This window comes from Pseudomonas sp. WS 5059 (assembly GCF_012985525.1).
Lineage (GTDB): Bacteria > Pseudomonadota > Gammaproteobacteria > Pseudomonadales > Pseudomonadaceae > Aquipseudomonas.
Window position 1 is genome coordinate 496,237 of record NZ_JAAQWO010000001.1, and the last position, 20,949, is coordinate 517,185.

A 20,949-nucleotide genomic window follows, 5' to 3' on the forward strand; every position below is an offset into this window, starting at 1 on the left:
CTCATTTCCTCGGGTCGAAGGCATCGCGAGCGGACTCGCCGATAAACACCAGCAAACTCAGCATGATCGCCAGCACCGCAAAGGCGCTGATGCCCAGCCACGGCGCCTGCAGGTTGGATTTTCCCTGGGCCACCAACTCGCCCAGGGACGGCGAGCCGGCGGGCAGGCCGAAGCCCAGGAAGTCCAGGGCAGTCAGGGTGCCAATCGCGCCGGTGAGGATGAAAGGCATGAAGGTCATGGTCGAGACCATGGCGTTGGGCAGGATATGGCGGAACATGATCGCGCCGTTCTGCATGCCCAAGGCCCGGGCCGCGCGCACGTATTCCAGGTTGCGCCCGCGCAGGAACTCGGCGCGCACCACGTCCACCAGGCTCATCCAGGAAAACAGCAGCATGATCCCCAGCAACCACCAGAAGTTCGGTTGCACGAAGCTCGCAAGGATGATCAGCAGGTACAGCACCGGCAGCCCCGACCAGATTTCCAGGAACCGCTGGCCGGCCAGGTCGACCCAGCCGCCATAGAACCCCTGCAAGGCCCCGGCCGCCACGCCGATGATCGAACTCAATACCGTGAGGGTCAGGGCAAACAGCACCGAGACCCGAAAGCCATAGATCACCCGTGCGAGCACGTCGCGGCCCTGGTCGTCGGTGCCCAGCAGGTTGTCGGCCGACGGCGGGGCCGGGGCCGGGACTTTCAGGTCGTAATTGATGCTCTGGTAGCTGTAGGGGATCGGCGCCCAGAGCGTCCAGGCATCCTTGGCCTTGAGCAGTTCGCGGATGTACGGGCTTTTGTAGTTGGCTTCCAGGGGGAATTCGCCGCCGAAGGTGGTTTCTGGGTAGCGCTTGAGCGCCGGGAAGTACCAGTCGCCGTCGTAATGCACGGCCAGCGGCTTGTCGTTGGCGATCAACTCGGCACCCAGGCTCAGGCCAAACAGGATCAGGAACAGCCACAGCGACCACCAGCCGCGTTTGTTGGCCTTGAAGCGTTCGAAGCGGCGGCGATTGAGGGGGGATAGATTCATCTCAATGCTCCCGGCTTTCGAAGTCGATGCGTGGGTCGACCAGGGTGTAGGTCAAATCGCCAATCAGTTTCACCACCAGGCCTAGCAGGGTGAAGATAAACAGGGTGCCGAACACCACCGGGTAATCGCGATTGATCGCCGCTTCAAAACTCATCAGGCCCAGGCCGTCGAGGGAGAAAATCACCTCCACCAGCAGCGAGCCGGTAAAGAAGATGCCGATAAAGGCCGAAGGGAACCCGGCGATCACCAGCAGCATGGCGTTGCGGAACACGTGGCCGTAGAGCACGCGGTGATTGGTCAGGCCCTTGGCCTTGGCGGTGATTACGTACTGTTTGTTGATTTCGTCGAGAAAGCTGTTCTTGGTCAGCAGGGTCATGGTGGCGAAGTTACCGATCACCAGAGCCGTGACCGGTAGCGCCAGGTGCCAGAAGTAGTCGAGGATCTTGGCGCCCCAGCTCAGCTCCTCGAAGTTGTTGGACGTCAGCCCGCGTAGCGGAAACCAGTCGAAATAGCTGCCACCGGCAAACACCACGATCAACAGGATGGCAAACAGGAACGCCGGGATCGCATAGCCGACGATGATGGCCGAACTGGTCCATACGTCAAAATGGCTGCCATGGCGGGTGGCCTTGGCGATCCCCAGGGGGATCGATACCAGGTACATGATCAGGGTGCTCCACAGCCCGAGGGAGATGGACACCGGCATCTTCTCCTTGATCAGGTCGATGACCTTGGCATCGCGAAAGAAGCTGTCGCCAAAATCCAGCTGGGCGTAGTTCTTGACCATGATCCACAAGCGTTCCGGCGCCGACTTGTCGAAGCCGTACATCTTTTCGATTTCCTTGATCAGCGTCGGGTCCAGGCCCTGGGCCCCCCGGTAGCTGGAGCCGGCCACCGACACTTCGGCACCGCCACCGGCGATGCGGCTGGTGGCGCCTTCAAAGCCTTCGAGCTTGGCGATCATTTGCTCCACCGGGCCGCCGGGCGCGGCCTGGATGATGACAAAGTTGATCAGCAAAATGCCAAACAGCGTCGGGATGATCAGCAGCAACCTGCGAAAAATATAAGCCAGCATGTCAGTCGCCTCCGCTCGCCGGGTCGGCGCTGGTGTCGGTGGGTGGCGTTGTGGCCGGCGGTGTGTCGGGTTTGATCCACCAGGTGTTGATGCCTACGTCGTAGCGCGGCGGGACCTTGGGGTGGCCGAGGTGATTCCAATAGGCCACGCGGTAGGTCTTGATATGCCAGTTGGGGATCACGTAGTAGCCAAACTGCAGTACCCGATCCAGAGCCTTGGCGTGGGCCACCAGGCTGTTGCGTGAGTCGGCGTTGATCAACTGTTCCACCAATTCGTCGATGGCCGGGTCCTTGAGGCCGATGTAGTTGCGGCTGCCGGGGTTGTCGGCACTGCCCGATTGCCAGAATTCACGCTGCTCGTTACCCGGTGACGAGGACTGTGGGAAGCTGCCGACCATCATGTCGAAATCCCGCGAGCGCACGCGGTTGACGTACTGCGAGACATCGACCCGGCGGATCACCAGCTCGATGCCCAGGTCTGCCAGGTTACGCTTGAAGGGCAGCAGGACGCGCTCGAAGTCGGTCTGGAACAGCATGAACTCGATGCTCACCGGCTTGCCGGTGGTGTCGACCATCTTGTCGTCAACGATGCGCCAGCCGGCTTCCTGCAACAGTTGGTAGGCTTCGCGCTGCTGGGTGCGGATCATGCCGCTGGCATCGGTTTTCGGTGGAGCGAAGGCCTGGGTGAAGGCTTGCGGCGGGATCCTGCCGCGCAGCGGTTCGAGAATCGCCAGCTCGGCCGGGCCCGGCAGGCCGGTGGCGGCCATGTCCGAGTTTTCAAAATAGCTGCGGGTGCGGGTGTAGGCGCCGTTGAACAGTTGCTTGTTGGTCCATTCAAAGTCCATCAACAGGCTGATGGCCTTGCGCACCCGCACGTCCTGGAACATTGGCTTGCGGATATTGAACACAAAACCCTGCATCCCGGTGGGATTGCCGTTGGGCAGTTCTTCCTTGATCAGCCGGCCTTCGGCCACGGCCGGGACGTTGTAGGCATTGGCCCAGTTTTTGGCCGTCATTTCCTGCCAGTAATCGAACTGCCCAGCCTTGAGCGCCTCCAGGGCCACGGTGTTATCGCGGTAGTAATCGCTGATGCGGTAATCGAAGTTGTACAGGCCCTTGTTGATCGGCAGGTCCTTGCCCCAGTAGTCCTTGACCCGCTCGTAGCGGATCGAGCGCCCCGGCTTGACCTCGGCCACTTTGTACGGCCCGCTGCCCAGCGGGACCTCCAGGCTGCTCTTGGCAAAATCACGGCCGGCCCACCAGTGCTTGGGCAGCACCGGCAACTGGCCAAGGATCAACGGCAGCTCACGGTTGCTGGTGTGCTTGAACTTGAACAACACCCGCAGCGGGTCTTCGGCCACCACTTCGGCGACGTCGGCGTAGTAGGTGCGGTAGATCGGCGTGCCTTGCTTGATCAGGGTTTCAAAGGTGAACACCACATCTTCGGCACGTACTGGATGGCCATCGTGGAAGCGCGCTTCGGGCCGCAGGTAAAAACGCACCCAGCTGTTATCCTGGGCTTTTTCGATCTTGCCGGCGATCAGGCCGTATTCGGTGATGGGCTCGTCCAGGCCCTGCTGCGCCAGGGTGTCGTAGACCAGGGTGATGTTATCGGCCGGCACGCCCTTGCTGATAAACGGGTTGAGGCTGTCGAAGCTGCCCATGGCCGACTCACGGAAGGTGCCGCCCTTGGGCGCGTCCGGGTTGACGTAGTCGACGTGCTTGAAGTTGGCCGGGTACTTGGGCGGCTCGTCGTACAGGGTCAAGGCATGTTGAGGGGCAGCAACAGCCTGGGTGCACAACAACAGGCCACTGATAATCGCAGTACGCAAAGCCATCATTGGGGTTTCTCCGATGCTTTCAGCCACCACGCGCTCAGGCCCAGGCTGTAGGGCGGCGTGGTCACGAAGGCGAACCGGTTACGGTACGCCAGGCGATGATAGTTGAGATACCAATTGGGAATACTGTAGTGCTGCCACAATAGGACCCGATCCAGGGCCCGGCCGGCGGCGACTTGCTGGTCGCGGGTTTGGGCGGCGAGCAACTGCTCGAGCAGGTGATCGACCACTGGGTTGGCGATGCCCGCGTAGTTCTTGCTGCCCTTGATCCCGGCCTGGCTGGAGTGGAAGTACTGCCACTGCTCAAGGCCGGGGCTGAGGGTCTGGTTGAGGGTCATCAGGATCATGTCGAAGTCGAACTGGTCGAGGCGCTGCTTGTACTGCGCACGGTCCACGGTGCGCAAGCGCGCATCGACGCCAATACTGCGCAGGTTTTCCACATACGGTTGCAGGATGCGCTCCAGGTTCGGGTTGACCAGCAGGATTTCAAACCGCAGCGGCTGCCCATCGCTGTTGAGCAGGCGTTGCCCGGAAAGTTTCCAGCCACCTTCGGCCAGTAGGCCGAGGGCCCGGCGCAAGGTTTCCCGGGGGATGCCGCGCCCCTCGGTCTGCGGCAGGCTGAAGGCCTGGGTAAACAGATTGGCCGGCAGTTGCTCGCGGTAGGGCGAGAGCATCAGCCATTCATGGCCCACCGGCAGGCCGCTGGCGGAGAATTCGCTGTTGGGGTAGTAGCTCAGGGTGCGTTTATAGGCGCCGCTGAATAGGGTGCGGTTGGTCCACTCGAAATCGAACATCAGCCCCAGCGCTTCGCGCACTTTGGCCTGGCTGAAGGTGGCGCGCCGGCTGTTCATGAACAGGCCCTGGCTCTGGGTCGGGATCTGGTGGGCAATTTGCGCCTTGATCACTTCGCCGCGATTGACTGCCGGGAAGTTGTAGCCATTGGCCCAGTTCTTGGCCTGGTGTTCGATGTAAATGTCGAACTCGCCGGCCTTGAATGCCTCGAAGGCCACGTCGCTGTCGCGGTAGAACTCCACCTCGACCTTGTCGTAGTTGTAGAACCCGCGATTGACCGGCAGGTCCTTGCCCCAATAGTCCTTGACCCGCTCGAACACCAATTGCCGGCCCGGTTGGACCTGGCTGATCCGGTAGGGCCCGCTGCCTAGCGGCGGCTCGAAGGTGGTGGCCTTGAAGTCGCGGTTTTTCCAGTAATGCTGGGGCAGCACCGGCAACTCGCCCAGGCGCAGGATCAGCAACGGGTTGCCGGCGCGCTTGAACACGAAGCGAATGCGGTGGGGGTTGAGTACATCCACCCGGGCCACTTCCTGCAGGTTGGTGCGGTATTGCGGATGGCCTTCGGTCAGCAACGTGCGGTAGGAAAACGCCACGTCGTCGGCGGTAATGGGCTTGCCGTCATGGAAACGCGCTTGCGGGCGCAGGTTGAACACCACCCAACTGCGGTCTTCGCTGTACTCCACCGATCGGGCAATCAGGCCGTAGCTGGACGTGGGCTCGTCGCCGGACGGCGCGTACTGGCCGGTGCCAACCATCAGCGGCTCGTTGAGCTCATTGACCCCGTATTGCAGGAAATTGGCGGTGGAGACCGGGCTTGAGCCTTTGAAAGTATAGGGATTGAGGGTGTCAAACGTGCCAAAGGCCATGACCCGCAAGGTGCCGCCCTTGGGCGCTGCGGGGTTTACCCAATCGAAGTGGGTGAATTTGGCCGGGTACTTGAGCGTACCGAACTGCGCATAACCGTGGTTTTCGGTAATGGTCGCATTCGCGCAAAAGCTCAAGGCCAGACTTATTAGTAGAAGGAGGGGACGCTTCAAGTCAGAGATCCGATCCGGGCGGCTTGGGCTTTATGATCGGTACAGTAACAGCTTGTTCCACTTGGAAAAAGACTGTTGAAAAGGCCATTTTCAGGCGCGGCGGGATCTTGAGCGATGCACAGATCAAATGTGGGAGCTGGCTTGCCTGCGATGCACGCACCGCGGTGAATCATTTACACCGCGTCGATGCAATCGCAGGCCAGCCAGCTCCCACACAAGCCTGCTTGCGCTTGGTTTATCTTGGTCCGGAGACCACCAGCATCTGCCCCGGCTTCAACGCCTGGCCAGTGCGAGGGTTCCAACGCTTGAGATGTTGCATCTCGACGTTGAAGCGCTTGGCAACCATGTACAGCGAGTCACCTTTCTTGACCTTGTACTGCACCGGCTTCTTGCCGCCAGCCTTGGCCACCAGCTTGCGGGTGTCCTGCATCACCAGGGTCTGGCCGACTTTCAAGGCCTGGCCATTGAGCTTGTTCCAACGCTGCAGGTCATGCACGTCGACCTTGTTGGCCTTGGCAATCAGCGTCAGGTTGTCGCCGCTCTTGACCTTGTAGCTGCGCGAACGGCCGGCCACGGCCTTGTGCTCGACTTCGTCAAACACTGGCTTTTTCGGGCGCAGGCTCAACAATTCCTCGGGGTTCATCGAGGACAGGCTACTGGCCAGCAATTGCGCCTTGGAAGTGGGCACCAGCAAATGCTGGGGGCCATCCAGGGTGGTGCGTTGCTTGAAGGCCGGGTTGAGCTGGAACAGTTCGTCTTCGTCGATCTCGGCCAGCGCGGCGACGCGGGACAGGTCCATGCTTTGCTTGACTTCAACCATCTCGAAGTACGGTGTGTTGGCAATCGGGTTCAGGTTGACGCCGTAGGCCTCGGGGGCCAGCACCACTTGGGACAGCGCCAGGAACTTGGGCACGTAGTCCTTGGTTTCCTGGGGCAGCGGCAGGTTCCAGTAGTCGGTGGGCAGGCCGAGTTTCTCGTTGCGCTCGATGGCCCGGCTGACCGTGCCTTCACCGGCGTTATAGGCCGCCAGGGCCAGCAGCCAGTCGCCGTTGAACATGTCATGCAGACGCGTCAGATAGTCCAGGGCGGCGGTGGTGGAGGCGGTGATATCGCGGCGGCCATCATAGGCGCGGGTCTGGCGCAGGTTGAAGTAGCGTCCGGTGGAGGGGATGAACTGCCACAGGCCGACCGCATCGCTGCGCGAATAGGCCATTGGGTTGTAGGCACTTTCAATCACTGGCAGCAGCGCCAGCTCCAGGGGCATGTTGCGTTCTTCAAGGCGTTCGACGATGTAGTGAATATAGAGGCTGCCGCGTTCGCCGGCGTTCTCCAGGAACGATGGGTTGCTGGCGAACCACAGGCGCTGTTGCTCGATACGCGGGTTGACGCCGACACCGTCCTGCAATTGAAACCCCTGGCGCATGCGCTCCCAGACATCCTGGGGCACCTGCGGGCTTGGCTTCTCTGAGAGCCACAGGGGTTTTTGCTTGATCTTGGCAGTAAAAACGGGTTTGGGTTGCACGGTGGATTGTGCAGCGAAATGAGTGGTTTGGCAGCCCGCCAGAGTTGCGGAAACGGCCACCGCAATGGCTTGAGCCAGGCGGGTCAATGCGTCTGAATGGTTGGATTTACGAATAGATGACGACATTGGCTGGAAGTTAGTTCCGGGCAAAAATGTCGGGCGATTCTAGAAAGCGCTTTGGTTCCGGTCAACCATTCAGAAATTTCGTATCAGAACCTGTCTGCTTAGAACGTATCTTTCCAAGCCCGCAAGCTAGCAAACACCTCGCTCCCAGGGCGGTTGTCGCGGCCATTCCGCTCGTCCGCTTTTTGTTTAACGGATGTTTCCGCGGTACGTAAGAAAGGGTTAGTCAATTTTTCCAGGGCCAGGGTCGACGGTAAGGTCATCTTGCCGGCTGCCCGCAGTTCGCCGACTTTTGCCACACGTTCGGCGATATCTGCGTTATCCGGTTCCACGGCCTGGGCAAAGCGCAGGTTACTTTGTGTGTATTCGTGGGTGCAGTACACCAGCGTGTCGGCCGGCAGGGCGGCCAGGCGTTCCAGGGAGTTGTACATCTGTTCTGGCGTGCCCTCGAACAAACGCCCGCAGCCGGCGGCGAAAAGGGTGTCGCCGCAGAACAGCAAGCCGTGATGATAAAAGGCTATATGTCCCAAGGTGTGTCCGGGCACGGCGAACACATCGAGGTCCCAGCCCAGCACCTGGATACGGTCGTTATCGTTGAGCGCTACGTCACGGGCCGGGATCTTTTCGTTGGCCGGGCCATACACCGTGGCGCCCGAGACTTGCTTGAGCTGCTCCACACCGCCGACATGGTCGTGGTGATGGTGGGTCACCAGGATGTCGCTGAGGGTCCAGCCTGGATACTGTTTAAGCCACGCCAGCACAGGCGCGGCGTCACCGGGATCGACCACCGCGCAGCGATGGCTGCGATGGTCTTGTAACAACCAGATGTAGTTATCGGTGAAGGCGGGCAGGGCACTGATCTGTATCATTCTTCTATTCGCCAAGCTGAACACATTGGTGCATCTTAGAACGTCTTGGCGAGTTGGAGAATGCAATGACTGATAAAGCGTTCGCCCAGGCCGATCCCGAGTGGCTGGCCTTGATCAGCGCAGCCCGTGAATGGCTGTCCGGGCCGATCGGGCAATTTCTGCTGGAACAAGAGCGGCTTATGCTCGAAGAAGAGCTGGAGCGCTTCTTTGGCGGCTACCTGGTGCACTACGGCCCTTCGGCCCAGAATCCGCCGCCTGCGCCCCAAGTGCAGCGCAATGTACGCCTGGGCGCGCCGTTGCCGGGGGTGGAGATTGTCTGCGAGGAACAGGCCTGGCCCTTGAGCGAGCATGCTGCCGATGTAGTGGTGATGCAGCATGGCCTGGATTTTTGCCTGTCGCCCCATGGCTTGCTGCGTGAAGCGGCGAGCGCCGTGCGCCCGGGCGGCCATTTGTTGATCGTTGGTATCAACCCCTGGAGTTCATGGGGCCTGCGGCACGTCTTCGCCCATGATGCGCTGCGCCAGGCCCGCTGCATCTCGCCCTCGCGGGTCAGCGACTGGTTGAACCTGCTGGGCTTCGCGCTGGAGAAACGCCGCTTCGGGTGCTATCGTCCGCCGCTTGCCTCGCCCAAGTGGCAAGGCCGTTTGGCTGGCTGGGAGCGCAGGGCTGGGGCCTGGCAGTTGTCCGGCGGCGGTTTCTACCTGCTGGTGGCCCGCAAGATCGTGGTCGGGCTGCGGCCGGTGAGCCAGGTACGGCGCGAGCCCATGGGCAAGCTGGTGCCGATGCCCCTGGCCAAGGTCAACCGTCGCTCCAGCGAGCCATAAATCACTTTTCTGGAATTCAGGTCGCAGTGTTCGACCTCGGGAGCTGCCGGTCGATTACCGGCAACCCGCTTTGATGGATAGCGTAATGACCGATAGCGTAGAACTCTTTACCGACGGCGCCTGCAAGGGCAATCCTGGTCCTGGCGGCTGGGGCGCCTTGCTGGTGTGCAAGGGCGTGGAGAAGGAGTTGTGGGGCGGCGAAGCCAACACCACCAATAACCGCATGGAACTGATGGGCGCCATTCGCGGCCTGGAAGAGCTCAAGCGCCGTTGCGATGTATTGCTGGTGACGGACTCGCAATACGTGATGAAAGGCATCAACGAGTGGATGGTCAACTGGAAAAAGCGCGGCTGGAAAACTGCCGCCAAAGAACCGGTAAAAAACGCCGACCTGTGGCAGTTGCTGGATGAGCAGTGCAACCGCCACAACATCACCTGGAAGTGGGTACGCGGGCATATCGGTCACCCAGGCAACGAGCGGGCCGACCAGTTGGCCAATCGCGGCGTGGATGAAGTGCGCGGTTACAAACAGAGCTGACCGTCAGTCACACCGCAGCGGCCATTCGAGCTGCTGCTTCACGCCTCGCATCGCGCGGGGCGAATCCACCAGCACCGCATCGATTTTACGGCACGCCGCTGCTCGATAATCATCTTGGGTGTTAATGCCAATCGCCAGGATATGCACCTTGCCCCTGGACTGGAAACAGTCGATGGCAGGCCTTGTCCATAGCTTGGCATTCACCGGTGAGCGTGCTTCCCCAAGGGTGAAGGTTTCCACCAGCTCGACCTTGCGCTGATACTCAAACGCCACCCAACTTCCCGCTTCGGGGGCGGGCTGGCAGTTGTGGGCCAGGGCGACGTTGGCCAAGCGGTCGCGTGTTCGGTCCCTGGATTCGAACAGGCGGGCCTGGGGGTACTGGGCAAACGCGTGTTGGTAGCTGGCGTCCGTGGAGTAGATCAACACCCGGCCCCACGCATGGTTTTGCTCCAGTACCTGGGCCACGGCCCTGGCCTGGGTGTCGGCGGGCAGGGCTTTCATATCGAGGATGATCGGCGTGGTAGCCGGGATTACGGTCAACGCTTGCTGCAATGAAGGCAGCGGCACGGGACGAGTACGGTAGGGGTAGGTCACCTGGCCATTGGCCCCGTCCTGCTTGAATTGCCAGCCGGCATTGAGCTGTTGCAACTGGGCCAGGGTTTTTCCGGCCACGGCGCCGGTGCCGTCGGTATTGGCGCTCAGGTCTGTCGGTCGATACAGCACCGGTACCTGGTCCAGGCTCAACTGCACCGTGAGCCATAGCACATCCACGTTATTGGCCAAGGCCTGGTCGATAGCCAGCAAGGTATTTTCCGGGAAGTCCGCCGTGCCCCCGCGATGGGCGACGATCTGCGGCAGCTGGCCAGTGGCGGCGGGCGGGGATGCGCAACCTGCCAAAAGAAGGCTGGTGACCAGCAATGCAATGGGATATCGGGTATCAATCATGGGTGTTTGCGTTCATCTATCACAGAATCAGGATCGCACCGGCGAGTTGCTCGTCAGTATCGCGTAAATCCGGCAGGGTGCGGCGAATATGCTGCAATGCCGATTCCAACTGAACGCCGCGTACCTTGCCCTGGCTGGCGACAAACGCTGCCGCATCGTCCTTTGCCGCCAGTACGACCTTGTCATCCTTGAAGCTGCTGCTGGTGCCTTTGGTGGCACTCATCGAGAGGCTGACCAAGGCGTCGGTGGTCATCACAAAGCTGGTGGCCTGGGCAGTGGCGGCGCCGATCAGGCACAGGGCGAGCAGGTGTTTTGGCTTGAGCATGGGCTGGTTTTTACGCATAGAAAGGAGCGGCGCAGGCTAACAAGGGCGGTGCAGGCAAACTGCGCAAGCTTTGCTAAACCTTGTAAAAAACTGTTGGACCAGGGTGCACGGTGGCTGTCCATGGGGCGCTTGGGTTATAGAGCGTGCTAATATCCCGGCCCTTGAAATACACACACCGTTGAGAGCTGAACCCTGATGGCCATCCGATCCGTTGTACTCGATACCGAAACCACCGGCATGCCGGTGACCGATGGTCACCGGATCATTGAAATCGGCTGTGTCGAACTGATGGGCCGTCGCCTCACCGGTCGGCATTTCCACGTATACCTGCAGCCGGACCGGGAAAGTGACGAAGGCGCCATTGGCGTCCACGGCATCACCAACGAATTCCTGGTGGGCAAGCCGCGCTTTGCGGAAGTCGCCGATGAGTTTTTCGAGTTCATCAATGGCGCGCAGTTGATCATCCATAACGCGGCGTTCGACGTTGGCTTCATCAACAACGAATTCGCCCTGATGGGCCAGACGGATCGGGCCGACATCACCCGTCATTGCTCGATCCTCGACACCTTGATGATGGCCCGTGAGCGCCACCCGGGCCAGCGCAACAGCCTCGATGCCTTGTGCAAACGCTATGGCGTCGACAACTCTGGCCGTGAACTGCACGGCGCCTTGCTCGACTCCGAGATCCTTGCGGACGTCTACCTGACCATGACCGGCGGGCAGACCAGCCTGTCCCTGGCCGGCAACGCCTCCGACGGTAACGGTTCGGCCGAGGGTTCGGGCAACCGGCCTTCGGAAATCCGCCGTCTGCCGGCAGATCGAAAGCCCACCACCATCATCCGTGCCAGCGAGCAGGACATGGCCGAGCACGCGGCACGCCTGGAAGCCATCGCCAAATCGGCGGGTGCGCCAGCCTTGTGGACCCAGTTGACCCAACACTGAGTCGGGCTCATCACGGCCTGAAAGTGTGGGAGCGGGCTTGCCCGCGATGGCGGTGGATCAGTAACGAATGGGCTGACTGTCACACCGCCATCGCGGGCAAGCCCGCTCCTACAAAAACCTTATCTCCATTCGCCACATTCGCTCCCAGCTTCTACCCTGAGTACATCGCCCTCAGGACGCCAAGCCCTCATGTACAAAGACCTGAAGTTCCCGATCCTGATCGTGCACCGCGACATCAAGGCCGACACCGTCGCCGGTGATCGGGTCCGGGGTATCGCCCGGGAGTTGGAGCAAGAGGGTTTCAGCATCTTTTCCGCTGTGGACTATGCCGAAGGCCGGCTGGTGGCGTCGACCCATCATGGCCTGGCGTGCATGCTGATCGCCGCTGAAGGCGCCGGAGAAAATACCCATCTGCTGCAAAATATGGTGGAGCTGATCCGGCTGGCACGCCTGCGCGCCCCCAACCTGCCGATCTTTGCCCTGGGCGAGCAAGTCACCCTGGAAAATGCCCCGGCCGATGCCATGAGCGAGCTCAACCAACTGCGCGGCATTCTCTACCTGTTCGAGGACACGGTGCCGTTCCTTGCCCGGCAGGTGGCCCGGGCGGCGCGCACTTACCTCGATGGCCTGTTGCCGCCATTCTTCAAGGCCCTGGTGCAACACACAGCCGACTCCAATTACTCCTGGCATACCCCCGGCCACGGCGGCGGCGTGGCCTATCGCAAAAGCCCGGTGGGGCAGGCGTTTCATCAGTTTTTTGGGGAAAATACCCTGCGTTCGGACCTGTCGGTGTCAGTGCCGGAACTGGGCTCGCTGCTGGATCACACCGGGCCCCTGGCCGAAGCCGAAGCCCGCGCGGCGCGCAACTTTGGCGCCGACCACACATTCTTCGTGATCAACGGCACCTCCACTGCGAACAAGATCGTCTGGCACTCCATGGTCGGGCGCGATGACCTGGTGCTGGTGGACCGCAATTGCCATAAGTCGGTGCTGCATTCGATCATCATGACCGGCGCGATCCCCCTGTACTTGTGCCCGGAGCGCAATGAACTGGGGATTATCGGTCCGATCCCGCTGACCGAGTTCAGCCGCGAATCGATTCGCGCAAAGATCGAGGCCAGCCCCTTGACCCGCGGTCGTGAGCCCAAGGTCAAGCTGGCGGTGGTGACCAACTCGACCTACGACGGCCTGTGTTACAACGCCGAGCTGATCAAGCAGCAATTGGGCAACAGCGTCGAAGTCCTGCACTTTGACGAGGCCTGGTACGCCTACGCGGCCTTTCACGAGTTTTTCGCCGGGCGCTATGGCATGGGTACCTCGCGCACGCCCGATAGCCCGCTGGTGTTCACCACGCACTCGACCCACAAGTTGCTGGCGGCGTTCAGCCAGGCGTCGATGATCCATGTGCAGGACGGCGGGGCGCGGCAATTGGATCGTGATCGTTTCAATGAGGCGTTCATGATGCACATCTCTACCTCGCCGCAGTACAGCATCATCGCTTCGCTGGATGTGGCGTCGGCCATGATGGAAGGGCCGGCCGGGCGTTCGCTGCTTCAGGAAATGTTCGATGAGGCCCTGAGCTTTCGCCGGGCCCTGGCCAATTTGCGCCAGCACATCGCCGCCGATGATTGGTGGTTTTCCATCTGGCAACCGCCCTCGGTGGCCGGTATCGACCGGGTTGCGACCGCTGACTGGTTGTTGCAGCCGGAGGCCGACTGGCATGGCTTTGGGGATATCGCCGAAGACTATGTGTTGCTCGACCCGATCAAGGTCACCCTGGTCATGCCCGGCTTGACGGCGGGTGGCGCCTTGAGTGACTGCGGCATTCCGGCAGCGGTAGTCAGTAAATTCCTCTGGGAGCGTGGCCTGGTGGTGGAAAAAACCGGGTTGTATTCGTTCCTGGTGTTGTTCTCCATGGGCATTACCAAAGGCAAGTGGAGTACCCTGCTCACCGAACTGCTGGAGTTCAAGCGCAGCTACGACGCCAATATCAGCCTGGCCAGTTGCCTGCCATCGGTGTTCCAGCAAGGCCCGGCACGCTATCAGGGCATGGGCTTGCAGGATTTGTGCGACCAATTGCACGGCTGCTATCGCAGCAACGCCACGGCCAAGCACCTCAAGCGCATGTACACGGTGTTACCGGAAATCGCCATGAAGCCGGCCGATGCCTATGACCAGTTGGTGCGCGGTGAAGTCGAGGCCGTGTCCATCGATGCCTTGCCAGGGCGTATCGCAGCCGTGATGCTGGTGCCTTATCCGCCAGGCATTCCGCTGATCATGCCGGGGGAGCGCTTTACCGAGTCGACGCGATCGATCATCGACTACCTGGCCTTTGCCCGGGAGTTCGATAGCAGTTTCCCAGGGTTTGTCGCCGATGTGCATGGCTTACAACACGAAGACGACGGCAACGGTCGTTGTTACACCGTCGATTGCATCAAGTGTTAAGGATGGTTATGCAAGCTGTAATGAATCCGAAGTACCCGGGGCTCAGTGTACGAGTCGCCGACGAGGGATTTGACGCCTACGTATGGGGCAATGATTTCAGCTTCGAGGTATGCGTGTATGGCACGCCCGAACTGGGCAAGCCTGTCGATCAGTGGGAGGTGGAGCAGATTTTGCCGTACCGCAAATGCTACGGCATCGACCCCGAGGAGTTCGCCAGCTACCGCAATGCCAGCGACAGCGCGGTATTCATGGCGTACCTGGATGATCGACCGGTGGGCCATATCGTCGTCAGTACCAATTGGAACGGTTATGCCCATGTCGATGAATTGGCGGTGGTGCTCCCAGCCCGCCGGCATGGCGTGGCCAAGGCCCTGCTTGATGTGGCGCAGTTCTGGAGCCGCAAGAAAAACCTGCCAGGGATGATGCTGGAGACCCAGAACAATAACCTGGGAGCGTGCCGATTGTATGAACGCAGCGGCTACGTCATGGGCGGTATCGACCACCTGCGTTATCGCGGGATTGATCCACAGACGCGGGAAGTGGCGATTTTCTGGTATCGCTTGTTCAGCTGACACTCAAGACAGCAGGTCTTGGGCCTTCTGCGTGACAATCTCCAGCAATGCATTCAGCGCCGGGCTCGGGCTGCTGTCCCTGACCGTCAACCCATACAGGCTCACCAGGATCGGCGGTGACAGCGGGCAGGTATCCAGCCCCGCCTCCCGCGCGCCGCTGGCAGTGAACGGATCGACCACCGCCAGCCCTTCGCCGGCCTCGACCATGCTGCGCATCATCTGGTAGGTCTGCACCCGTGTCTGGATCACTGGCAACGGCCGCAGCGCTTGCAACTTACTGTCCAGCAACTGGCTCAGCGGGTCCTGGCCCTCCAGGCCGATCATCGACTGGCCGGCCAGTTCTTGCAGGGCGATGTATTTCTGCCGTGGCTTGAGCCAGCCATGGGGCGCCAGCAGTTGCAGCTTGCCTTGGGCCAGCACGGTGCTGGTGATTTGCGGGTGTTCGGGGTCATGCAGGCTCAGGCCCAGGTCGGCCTCATGCAGCAACAGGCTCTTGACGATGTCACGGGTCGGTTGGCTGGAAAGGTTGCAGGGCGTGTCCTGGAAACGGCGGCGCAACAACGCGATGCTTTGCGGCAGCAGTTGGTTGGCCAAGGGCGGCGTACACAGCGTGCGCAACGGCGGGGCGTGATGGTGCTTGAGGCTGCTGGCCAGGCGCTGGATCGGTTCCAGGGCCTCGTAGAGGTGGGCGATCTGTGCCTGCATGGCCAGGGTTTCACGGGTGGCCTGCAACCGTCCGCGGACGCTGGCGAACAGCATGAAGCCCAGTTGCTGTTCAGCGTCCTTGAGGGTGGCGTCCACATCGGACACAGCCAATTGCAACCATTCGGCGGCGGTGCCGAGGTGTCCGGTCTGCAAAATGGCTTGAATCACTTCGATATGACGTAAACGCATGCATGAAGTCCATGTTCAGCAGGTAAGGGATTCACCGGGTGAATCCTAACCCAACTCCGTTCATATGACTTCTGCCTGGAGGCACAGCCTTATCAAACAGGCGTGTTTTCGGGTTCGCGGGTCAGGGAGATCTGCGACTGAACCAGGACGAAGGTGTTGTCATCAACTTTGTTGACCCGGTCACCAATCGCCAGTTTGTAGGAGATTACAGGTTCTGAACCACCGTCCGACGGAGTGGAGTCCTGGAATTCATGCACGGAATAAACGCGGCCTTCCGCGTCACGAGCATGGAATTGTCCGACAAGTACTGCTGCCATCTGTTTAGAACCTCTGGAGAAAACACCGATTTGCGGTTCTGTAGACCGTCTTTAACGCGGGTAGTTTACCTACATAGAAAAAATACTATTCGTTGATATTCCGCTTATTTTTCCTACAAACAAAAACATCCGCCGATTGGCTACTACCTGCTGGTGATCGCCCGGCGAAGGCTCTATAACTACAAATTCCCTTAGTCAGATGTCAGGAAAGCCCCATGAGCAAGGTCTACACGATTGCCGTACTGGTCGGCAGCTTGAGAAAAGAGTCGATCAACCGCAAGGTCGCCCAGGCATTGGCGCAGTTGGCGCCGGCCAACCTCAAGCTCAGCATCGTCGAACTTGGCGAATTGCCGCTCTACAACGAAGACCTTGATAGCGCAACGCCGCCTGCGGCCTACACCACGTTCCGCCAGCAGGTGGCGGCGGCCGATGGGGTGCTGTTCGTCACTCCTGAATACAACCGTTCGGTGCCGGCGGCCTTGAAAAATGCCATTGATGTAGGCTCGCGCCCATACGGCAAGAGCGTCTGGAGCGGCAAGCCAGGTGCGGTGATCAGCGTTTCGCCGGGGGCGATTGGTGGCTTTGGTGCCAACCATCATTTGCGCCAGTCCCTGGTGTTTCTGGATGTGCCGTGCATGCAGCAGCCGGAAGCCTACCTGGGTGGCGCGGGCAGTGCGTTTGATGAGTCGGGAAAGCTGTCGGAGAAAACCCAGCCGTTCCTGCAGGCGTTCATCGATGCCTACGGTCGCTGGGTCGCCAAGCAGAAGGGCTGAGCAGATCTGCCCGTTGCCTGCTAGGCCGGTTTCGCCCTCGCGCCCATGGCCCTTGCGCCGCGCATAAAAAAGCCCTGAAACCTGCGAGTCAGGTTTCGGGGCTTTTTGTTTCGCATCAGGGTCTAGCGACGACGGAATAGCGGCAACGGTTCATCCGTAGCCGCCTGGTACGTCACCGAGAAGTCCTTGAGGCTTTCCAGCGCCTCATACGGGTCTTTGTCGGCGCGCAAGGCGTAGGCGTCAAACCCGCAGCGGTGCAGGTAGAACAGCTGGTCGCGCAGCACATCGCCAATCGCCCGCAGTTCGCCCTTGTAGCCATAACGGTCACGCAGCAGGCGCGCGTTGGAGTAGTTGCGCCCGTCGGTGAAGGCCGGGAAGTTCAGGGCGATGACCTGGAAGTGTTCCACGTCGGCGCCAATCTCTTCGGCTTCTTCATCGGCGTCCAGCCACACGCCCAGGCCACCATCACGGGCCTTGAGGGCGTGTCCGTGCTCACGCCATAAGGCCAGCGGCACGATCAGGTCGTCACAGTTGGAAATGCCATCGAATGACGCATCCTTGGGCAGCAGGTGCCAGGTTTCGTCGACGACTTGGTTGTTCTTAATGATTCGCTGCATAGACGCGCTCCTTGAACAGGTCAATGCCGATGCGCTGGTAGGTGTCGATGAAGCGCTCATCTTCGGTGCGCTGCTCGACGTAGACGTCGATCAGCTTGCCGATCACCTCGGGCATGGCTTCCTGGGCGAAGGATGGGCCGAGGATCTTGCCCAGGCTCGCATCGCGGCTGGCGCTGCCACCCAGGGACACTTGGTAGAATTCTTCGCCTTTCTTGTCCACCCCGAGGATGCCGATGTGGCCGACGTGGTGGTGGCCACAGGCGTTCATGCAGCCGGAGATGTTCAAGTCCAGCTCGCCAATGTCGAACAGGTAGTCTAGGTCGTCGAAACGGCGCTGGATCGATTCGGCAATGGGAATTGACTTGGCGTTGGCCAGGGAGCAGAAGTCGCCACCCGGGCAGCAGATGATATCGGTCAGCAGGCCGATGTTCGGCGTGGCGAAACCACCTTCGCGCAGCTCGCCCCACAGGGTGAACAATTGGCTCTGTTCAACGTCCGCAAGGATGATGTTCTGCTCGTGGGAGGTGCGCAGTTGGCCAAAGCTGTAGCGGTCGGCCAGGTCAGCAACGGCGTCCAGTTGCTTGTCGGTGATATCGCCAGGCGCTACCCCGGTCGGTTTGAGCGACAGGGTCACTGCGACATACCCCGGCTGCTTGTGCGCCAGGGTGTTGCGCGTGCGCCAGCGGGCAAAGCCTGGGTGCTGCTGGTCGAGCGCCGCCAGTTCGGCAGCCTGGTTGCCCAGGGCCTTGTAGTGCGGATCGACGAAGTGCTTGGCCACCCGATGCACTTCGGCGTCGGTCAGAGTGGTCTGGCCGCCGCGCAGGTGTTCCATCTCGGCGTCGACCTTCTGGGCAAATACCTCGGGGGTGAGGGCCTTGACCAGGATCTTGATGCGCGCCTTGTACTTGTTGTCACGGCGGCCATAGCGGTTGTACACACGCAGGATGGCGTCGAGGTAGCTCAACAGGTCTTGCCAAGGCAAAAATTCATTGATGAACGCGCCGACCACCGGGGTACGCCCCAGGCCGCCGCCCACCAGGACGCGGAAGCCCAGTTCGCCTGCGGCGTTGTACACCGGCTCCAGGCCGATGTCGTGGACTTCGATCGCGGCGCGGTCAGACGTCGAGCCATTGATGGCGATCTTGAATTTACGCGGCAGGTAGGCAAATTCCGGGTGGAACGTGGTCCACTGACGAACAATCTCGCACCAGGGGCGCGGGTCGATCACTTCATCGGCGGCCACGCCAGCGAACTGGTCGGTGGTCACGTTGCGCAGGCAGTTACCGCTGGTCTGAATGGCGTGCATCTGCACGGTGGCCAGTTCAGCCAGGATGTCCGGCACGTCTTCCAGGGCCGGCCAGTTGAACTGCACGTTCTGGCGGGTGCTGATATGGGCGTAGCCCTTGTCGAAGTCACGGGCGATCTTGGCCATCATGCGCGTCTGGCGCGAAGTCAGTTGGCCGTAAGGCACGGCCACCCGCAGCATCGGCGCAAAGCGCTGAACGTAAAGGCCATTTTGCAGGCGCAGAGGGCGGAACTCTTCTTCGCTCAGTTCACCTGCCAGATAGCGTCGGGTCTGATCACGGAACTGCTTGACGCGGTCCTCGATGATGCGCTGATCGTATTCGTCGTATACGTACATATAGGTCCTGTTCTCGGCAAATCTGCGCGCACGGCCGCGCACTCCCAACGGAGCCGGCGCACGATACCAGCTTGCGTTTATGCGCAAAAGTGATGTTTTAGTATATGCAAAGAACCAAATCGACTAATGAGAACGGTTATCGCGATACCCACATTTGTCATGCGGGCAATCATCGACTTTACTGTGGACGAGTCTTAGTGCAATCAGCCATAAAACCGACAAGAGGCGATGCGATGAGCAATCCAACCAAAGCCCGTAAACCCGACAGTACCGTGGACGCCTGGGCGATTCTGTTCCTGATTATCCTGGTGGTTTCCACCGCCGTGTTCTGGGTCAGCCATCAGTAAAGGGAACTGATCGCCACTAAACTGTCCGATCTGCCGTTAAATAGCCAAGATCAAAAGGCTTATTGCCACTATTATGATCTGTCAATTTCCGGGGTTCGGGCAGTAATGTTGAAGGTTCTCTGCGGGTGCTTGTGGTGGGTGGGGATGGCGTTCGGGACGATGGCCCATGCAACGTCGGTGGTGTTTCTCAACCCAGGTCTGTCCACTGAAACCTTCTGGATCAGCTATGCGCAATTCATGCAGGCCGCGGCCAAGGACCTCGGCCTGGATTTACGCGTGCGTTATTCCGAGCGTGATCCGCAAAACACCCTGTTGCAGGCTCGCGAAGCGTTGCAAGGCCCGCAGCGCCCGGATTACCTGGTGCTGGTCAACGAGCAGTACATCGCCCCGCAGATCCTGCGCATGGCCCAGGGTAGCCAGGTCAAGCTACTGTTGGTCAATAACGCCCTGACCCCGAGCCAGATGCAACTGCTGGACGCCGGGAAGTACCCGGACTGGATGGGCAGCCTCACGACCAACGACGAGGAGGGCGGGTACCTGATGCTCAAGGAGCTGCTGCGTCAACATGGCCCTGTGCCGTCCGGTGGCACCCTTGAGTTGCTGGCGTTTTCCGGCGCCAAGTACACACCGACCTCTCAGGCGCGCGAGCAGGGCTTGCAGCGGGCCTTGCGCGAACACCCCGAAGTGCATCTGCGCCAGTTGGTGTATGGCGAATGGAGCCGCCAGCGCGCATTCGAGCAGGCGACCCAGATGTTCAAGCGCTACCCCCGGGCTACCCTGGTCTGGTCGGCCAATGATGAAATGGCCCTCGGCGCCATGCAGGCCTTGAATGGCAGTGGCCGCGCACCCGGCAAGGACGTGTTGTTCAGCGCGATCAACAGCTCTCCCGATGTCCTCCAGGCGCGCCTGCAAGGGCGGATCAGTGCGCTGGTGGCCGGGCACTTTACGGTCGGTGGCTGGGCCATGGTGCTGCTGCACGACGATGCCATGGGCGTGGACATCCAAAGCCATGGCGGGCGCGAGCGCCAGGTGAAACTGTTCCAACTGATTGACGGGCCACAGGCCCAGCGCTTGCTGGACCTGCGTAACCACGAGGGCGACGGTGTGGATTTTCGCGCACTGTCGGCCCAGGGCAAGCCTACGGCCTACCAATACCCCTTCAGCATGCAGTTGCTGTTGAAGTGACCGGGCCTAGACCCCGGCCAGATGCAGCACCAGCTTGACGATGGCAAAGAGCGCCAGGGCAAATACGGCGGTAAACAAAATGCCCAGCACGACAAAATGGCTGGGCTTGCCATGGGTAAAATCCCGCGCGCGGTTCTTCCCGCTCTGCACGCCAAATGCAGCAGCCATCACGCTATGAAGCATCTGCCAGAAGGTCGGCGGTTTGTTGTTCGGGTCGTCCATGAGTCCTCCTGCGAGGTCTGGGGGGAGTTGCTGCTCCCAACAGGATAGACGTAGTTACCGCGATTGGCCGTGACCCCCATGGTGT

The 20,949-nt window shown here is 60.6% G+C and carries 20 protein-coding genes; 7 read left to right on the forward strand and 13 right to left on the reverse strand.

The genetic code is table 11. The features are described 5' to 3' along the window. Nucleotide 1: 1 nt before the first annotated feature. The 6 genes from HBO12_RS02225 to gloB form a co-directional block, all read right to left on the reverse strand. Nucleotides 2–1,021 carry an ABC transporter permease gene (locus HBO12_RS02225; protein ID WP_029291368.1) on the reverse strand — a complete coding sequence of 340 codons (1,020 nt, stop codon included), beginning with the start codon at nucleotides 1,019–1,021 and terminating at the stop codon, nucleotides 2–4. 1 nt (nucleotide 1,022) lies between these two features. Then, nucleotides 1,023–2,096, reverse strand: coding sequence for a microcin C ABC transporter permease YejB (locus HBO12_RS02230; protein ID WP_169953246.1), 1,074 nt, complete (start codon nucleotides 2,094–2,096; stop codon nucleotides 1,023–1,025). Nucleotide 2,097: 1 nt separating this feature from the next. Beyond that, nucleotides 2,098–3,936: an extracellular solute-binding protein gene (locus HBO12_RS02235; protein ID WP_170041304.1), complete on the reverse strand. Its 1,839-nt coding sequence runs from the start codon at nucleotides 3,934–3,936 to the stop codon at nucleotides 2,098–2,100. Next, entirely contained in the window at nucleotides 3,933–5,762 is a 1,830-nt protein-coding gene (locus HBO12_RS02240) for an extracellular solute-binding protein (RefSeq protein WP_170041305.1), read from the reverse strand. The genes HBO12_RS02235 and HBO12_RS02240 overlap by 4 nt, the downstream gene beginning before the upstream one ends. Before the next feature lie 235 nt (nucleotides 5,763–5,997). Then, complete coding sequence (locus HBO12_RS02245) at nucleotides 5,998–7,410, reverse strand: lytic transglycosylase domain-containing protein (RefSeq protein WP_169953252.1); 1,413 nt, start codon at nucleotides 7,408–7,410, stop codon at nucleotides 5,998–6,000. A 98-nt stretch (nucleotides 7,411–7,508) separates the two neighbouring features. Beyond that, nucleotides 7,509–8,276: a hydroxyacylglutathione hydrolase gene (gene gloB, locus HBO12_RS02250; protein ID WP_170041306.1), complete on the reverse strand. Its 768-nt coding sequence runs from the start codon at nucleotides 8,274–8,276 to the stop codon at nucleotides 7,509–7,511. Between the two features lie 65 nt (nucleotides 8,277–8,341). Between gloB and HBO12_RS02255 the strand changes: the two genes are divergently transcribed. Together HBO12_RS02255 and rnhA are read left to right on the forward strand one after the other, a co-directional pair. Next, nucleotides 8,342–9,100 carry a class I SAM-dependent methyltransferase gene (locus HBO12_RS02255; protein ID WP_169953256.1) on the forward strand — a complete coding sequence of 253 codons (759 nt, stop codon included), beginning with the start codon at nucleotides 8,342–8,344 and terminating at the stop codon, nucleotides 9,098–9,100. An 85-nt stretch (nucleotides 9,101–9,185) separates the two neighbouring features. Next, nucleotides 9,186–9,638 (forward strand): ribonuclease HI, encoded by a 453-nt coding sequence (rnhA, locus tag HBO12_RS02260; protein ID WP_029291380.1) that lies wholly within the window; start codon nucleotides 9,186–9,188, stop codon nucleotides 9,636–9,638. A gap of 3 nt (nucleotides 9,639–9,641) precedes the next feature. Here the strand turns inward: rnhA and HBO12_RS02265 are convergent, their stop codons facing one another. Both HBO12_RS02265 and HBO12_RS02270 read right to left on the reverse strand, forming a co-directional pair. Then, entirely contained in the window at nucleotides 9,642–10,583 is a 942-nt protein-coding gene (locus HBO12_RS02265; RefSeq protein WP_170041307.1) for a glycerophosphodiester phosphodiesterase family protein, read from the reverse strand. A gap of 19 nt (nucleotides 10,584–10,602) precedes the next feature. Further along, nucleotides 10,603–10,908, reverse strand: a complete 306-nt coding sequence (locus HBO12_RS02270; protein ID WP_169953260.1) for a DUF2388 domain-containing protein — start codon at nucleotides 10,906–10,908, stop codon at nucleotides 10,603–10,605. Between the two features lie 201 nt (nucleotides 10,909–11,109). Between HBO12_RS02270 and dnaQ the strand changes: the two genes are divergently transcribed. From dnaQ to HBO12_RS02285, 3 genes are all read left to right on the forward strand, one after another. Next, nucleotides 11,110–11,850 carry a DNA polymerase III subunit epsilon gene (gene dnaQ, locus HBO12_RS02275; RefSeq protein ID WP_162947798.1) on the forward strand — a complete coding sequence of 247 codons (741 nt, stop codon included), beginning with the start codon at nucleotides 11,110–11,112 and terminating at the stop codon, nucleotides 11,848–11,850. 189 nt (nucleotides 11,851–12,039) lie between these two features. Then, complete coding sequence (locus tag HBO12_RS02280) at nucleotides 12,040–14,295, forward strand: Orn/Lys/Arg family decarboxylase (protein ID WP_170041308.1); 2,256 nt, start codon at nucleotides 12,040–12,042, stop codon at nucleotides 14,293–14,295. 20 nt (nucleotides 14,296–14,315) lie between these two features. Then, nucleotides 14,316–14,867, forward strand: a complete 552-nt coding sequence (locus HBO12_RS02285) for a GNAT family N-acetyltransferase (RefSeq protein WP_170041611.1) — start codon at nucleotides 14,316–14,318, stop codon at nucleotides 14,865–14,867. Nucleotides 14,868–14,870: 3 nt separating this feature from the next. Here the strand turns inward: HBO12_RS02285 and HBO12_RS02290 are convergent, their stop codons facing one another. Further along, a complete protein-coding gene (locus tag HBO12_RS02290; RefSeq protein ID WP_169953263.1) occupies nucleotides 14,871–15,761 on the reverse strand; it encodes a LysR substrate-binding domain-containing protein in 891 nt (296 codons plus the stop codon). A gap of 92 nt (nucleotides 15,762–15,853) precedes the next feature. Beyond that, entirely contained in the window at nucleotides 15,854–16,078 is a 225-nt protein-coding gene (locus tag HBO12_RS02295; protein WP_170041309.1) for a hypothetical protein, read from the reverse strand. 215 nt (nucleotides 16,079–16,293) lie between these two features. Here HBO12_RS02295 and HBO12_RS02300 point away from each other — a divergent pair, with 215 nt between their 5' ends. Further along, on the forward strand, nucleotides 16,294–16,851 hold the full coding sequence (locus tag HBO12_RS02300) for an NADPH-dependent FMN reductase (protein WP_169953267.1): 558 nt from the start codon (nucleotides 16,294–16,296) through the stop codon (nucleotides 16,849–16,851). Between the two features lie 122 nt (nucleotides 16,852–16,973). On the opposite strand, the gene HBO12_RS02305 is transcribed toward HBO12_RS02300, so the two are convergent. Together HBO12_RS02305 and HBO12_RS02310 are read right to left on the reverse strand one after the other, a co-directional pair. Then, entirely contained in the window at nucleotides 16,974–17,468 is a 495-nt protein-coding gene (locus HBO12_RS02305; RefSeq protein WP_169953269.1) for a DUF934 domain-containing protein, read from the reverse strand. Then, nucleotides 17,452–19,110 carry a nitrite/sulfite reductase gene (locus HBO12_RS02310; RefSeq protein ID WP_169953271.1) on the reverse strand — a complete coding sequence of 553 codons (1,659 nt, stop codon included), beginning with the start codon at nucleotides 19,108–19,110 and terminating at the stop codon, nucleotides 17,452–17,454. The genes HBO12_RS02305 and HBO12_RS02310 overlap by 17 nt, the downstream gene beginning before the upstream one ends. Before the next feature lie 452 nt (nucleotides 19,111–19,562). Between HBO12_RS02310 and HBO12_RS02315 the strand changes: the two genes are divergently transcribed. Then, complete coding sequence (locus HBO12_RS02315; protein WP_170041310.1) at nucleotides 19,563–20,642, forward strand: ABC transporter substrate-binding protein; 1,080 nt, start codon at nucleotides 19,563–19,565, stop codon at nucleotides 20,640–20,642. A gap of 6 nt (nucleotides 20,643–20,648) precedes the next feature. Here the strand turns inward: HBO12_RS02315 and HBO12_RS02320 are convergent, their stop codons facing one another. After that, nucleotides 20,649–20,864, reverse strand: coding sequence for a DUF2970 domain-containing protein (locus HBO12_RS02320; RefSeq protein WP_169953275.1), 216 nt, complete (start codon nucleotides 20,862–20,864; stop codon nucleotides 20,649–20,651). Nucleotides 20,865–20,949 lie beyond the last annotated feature (85 nt).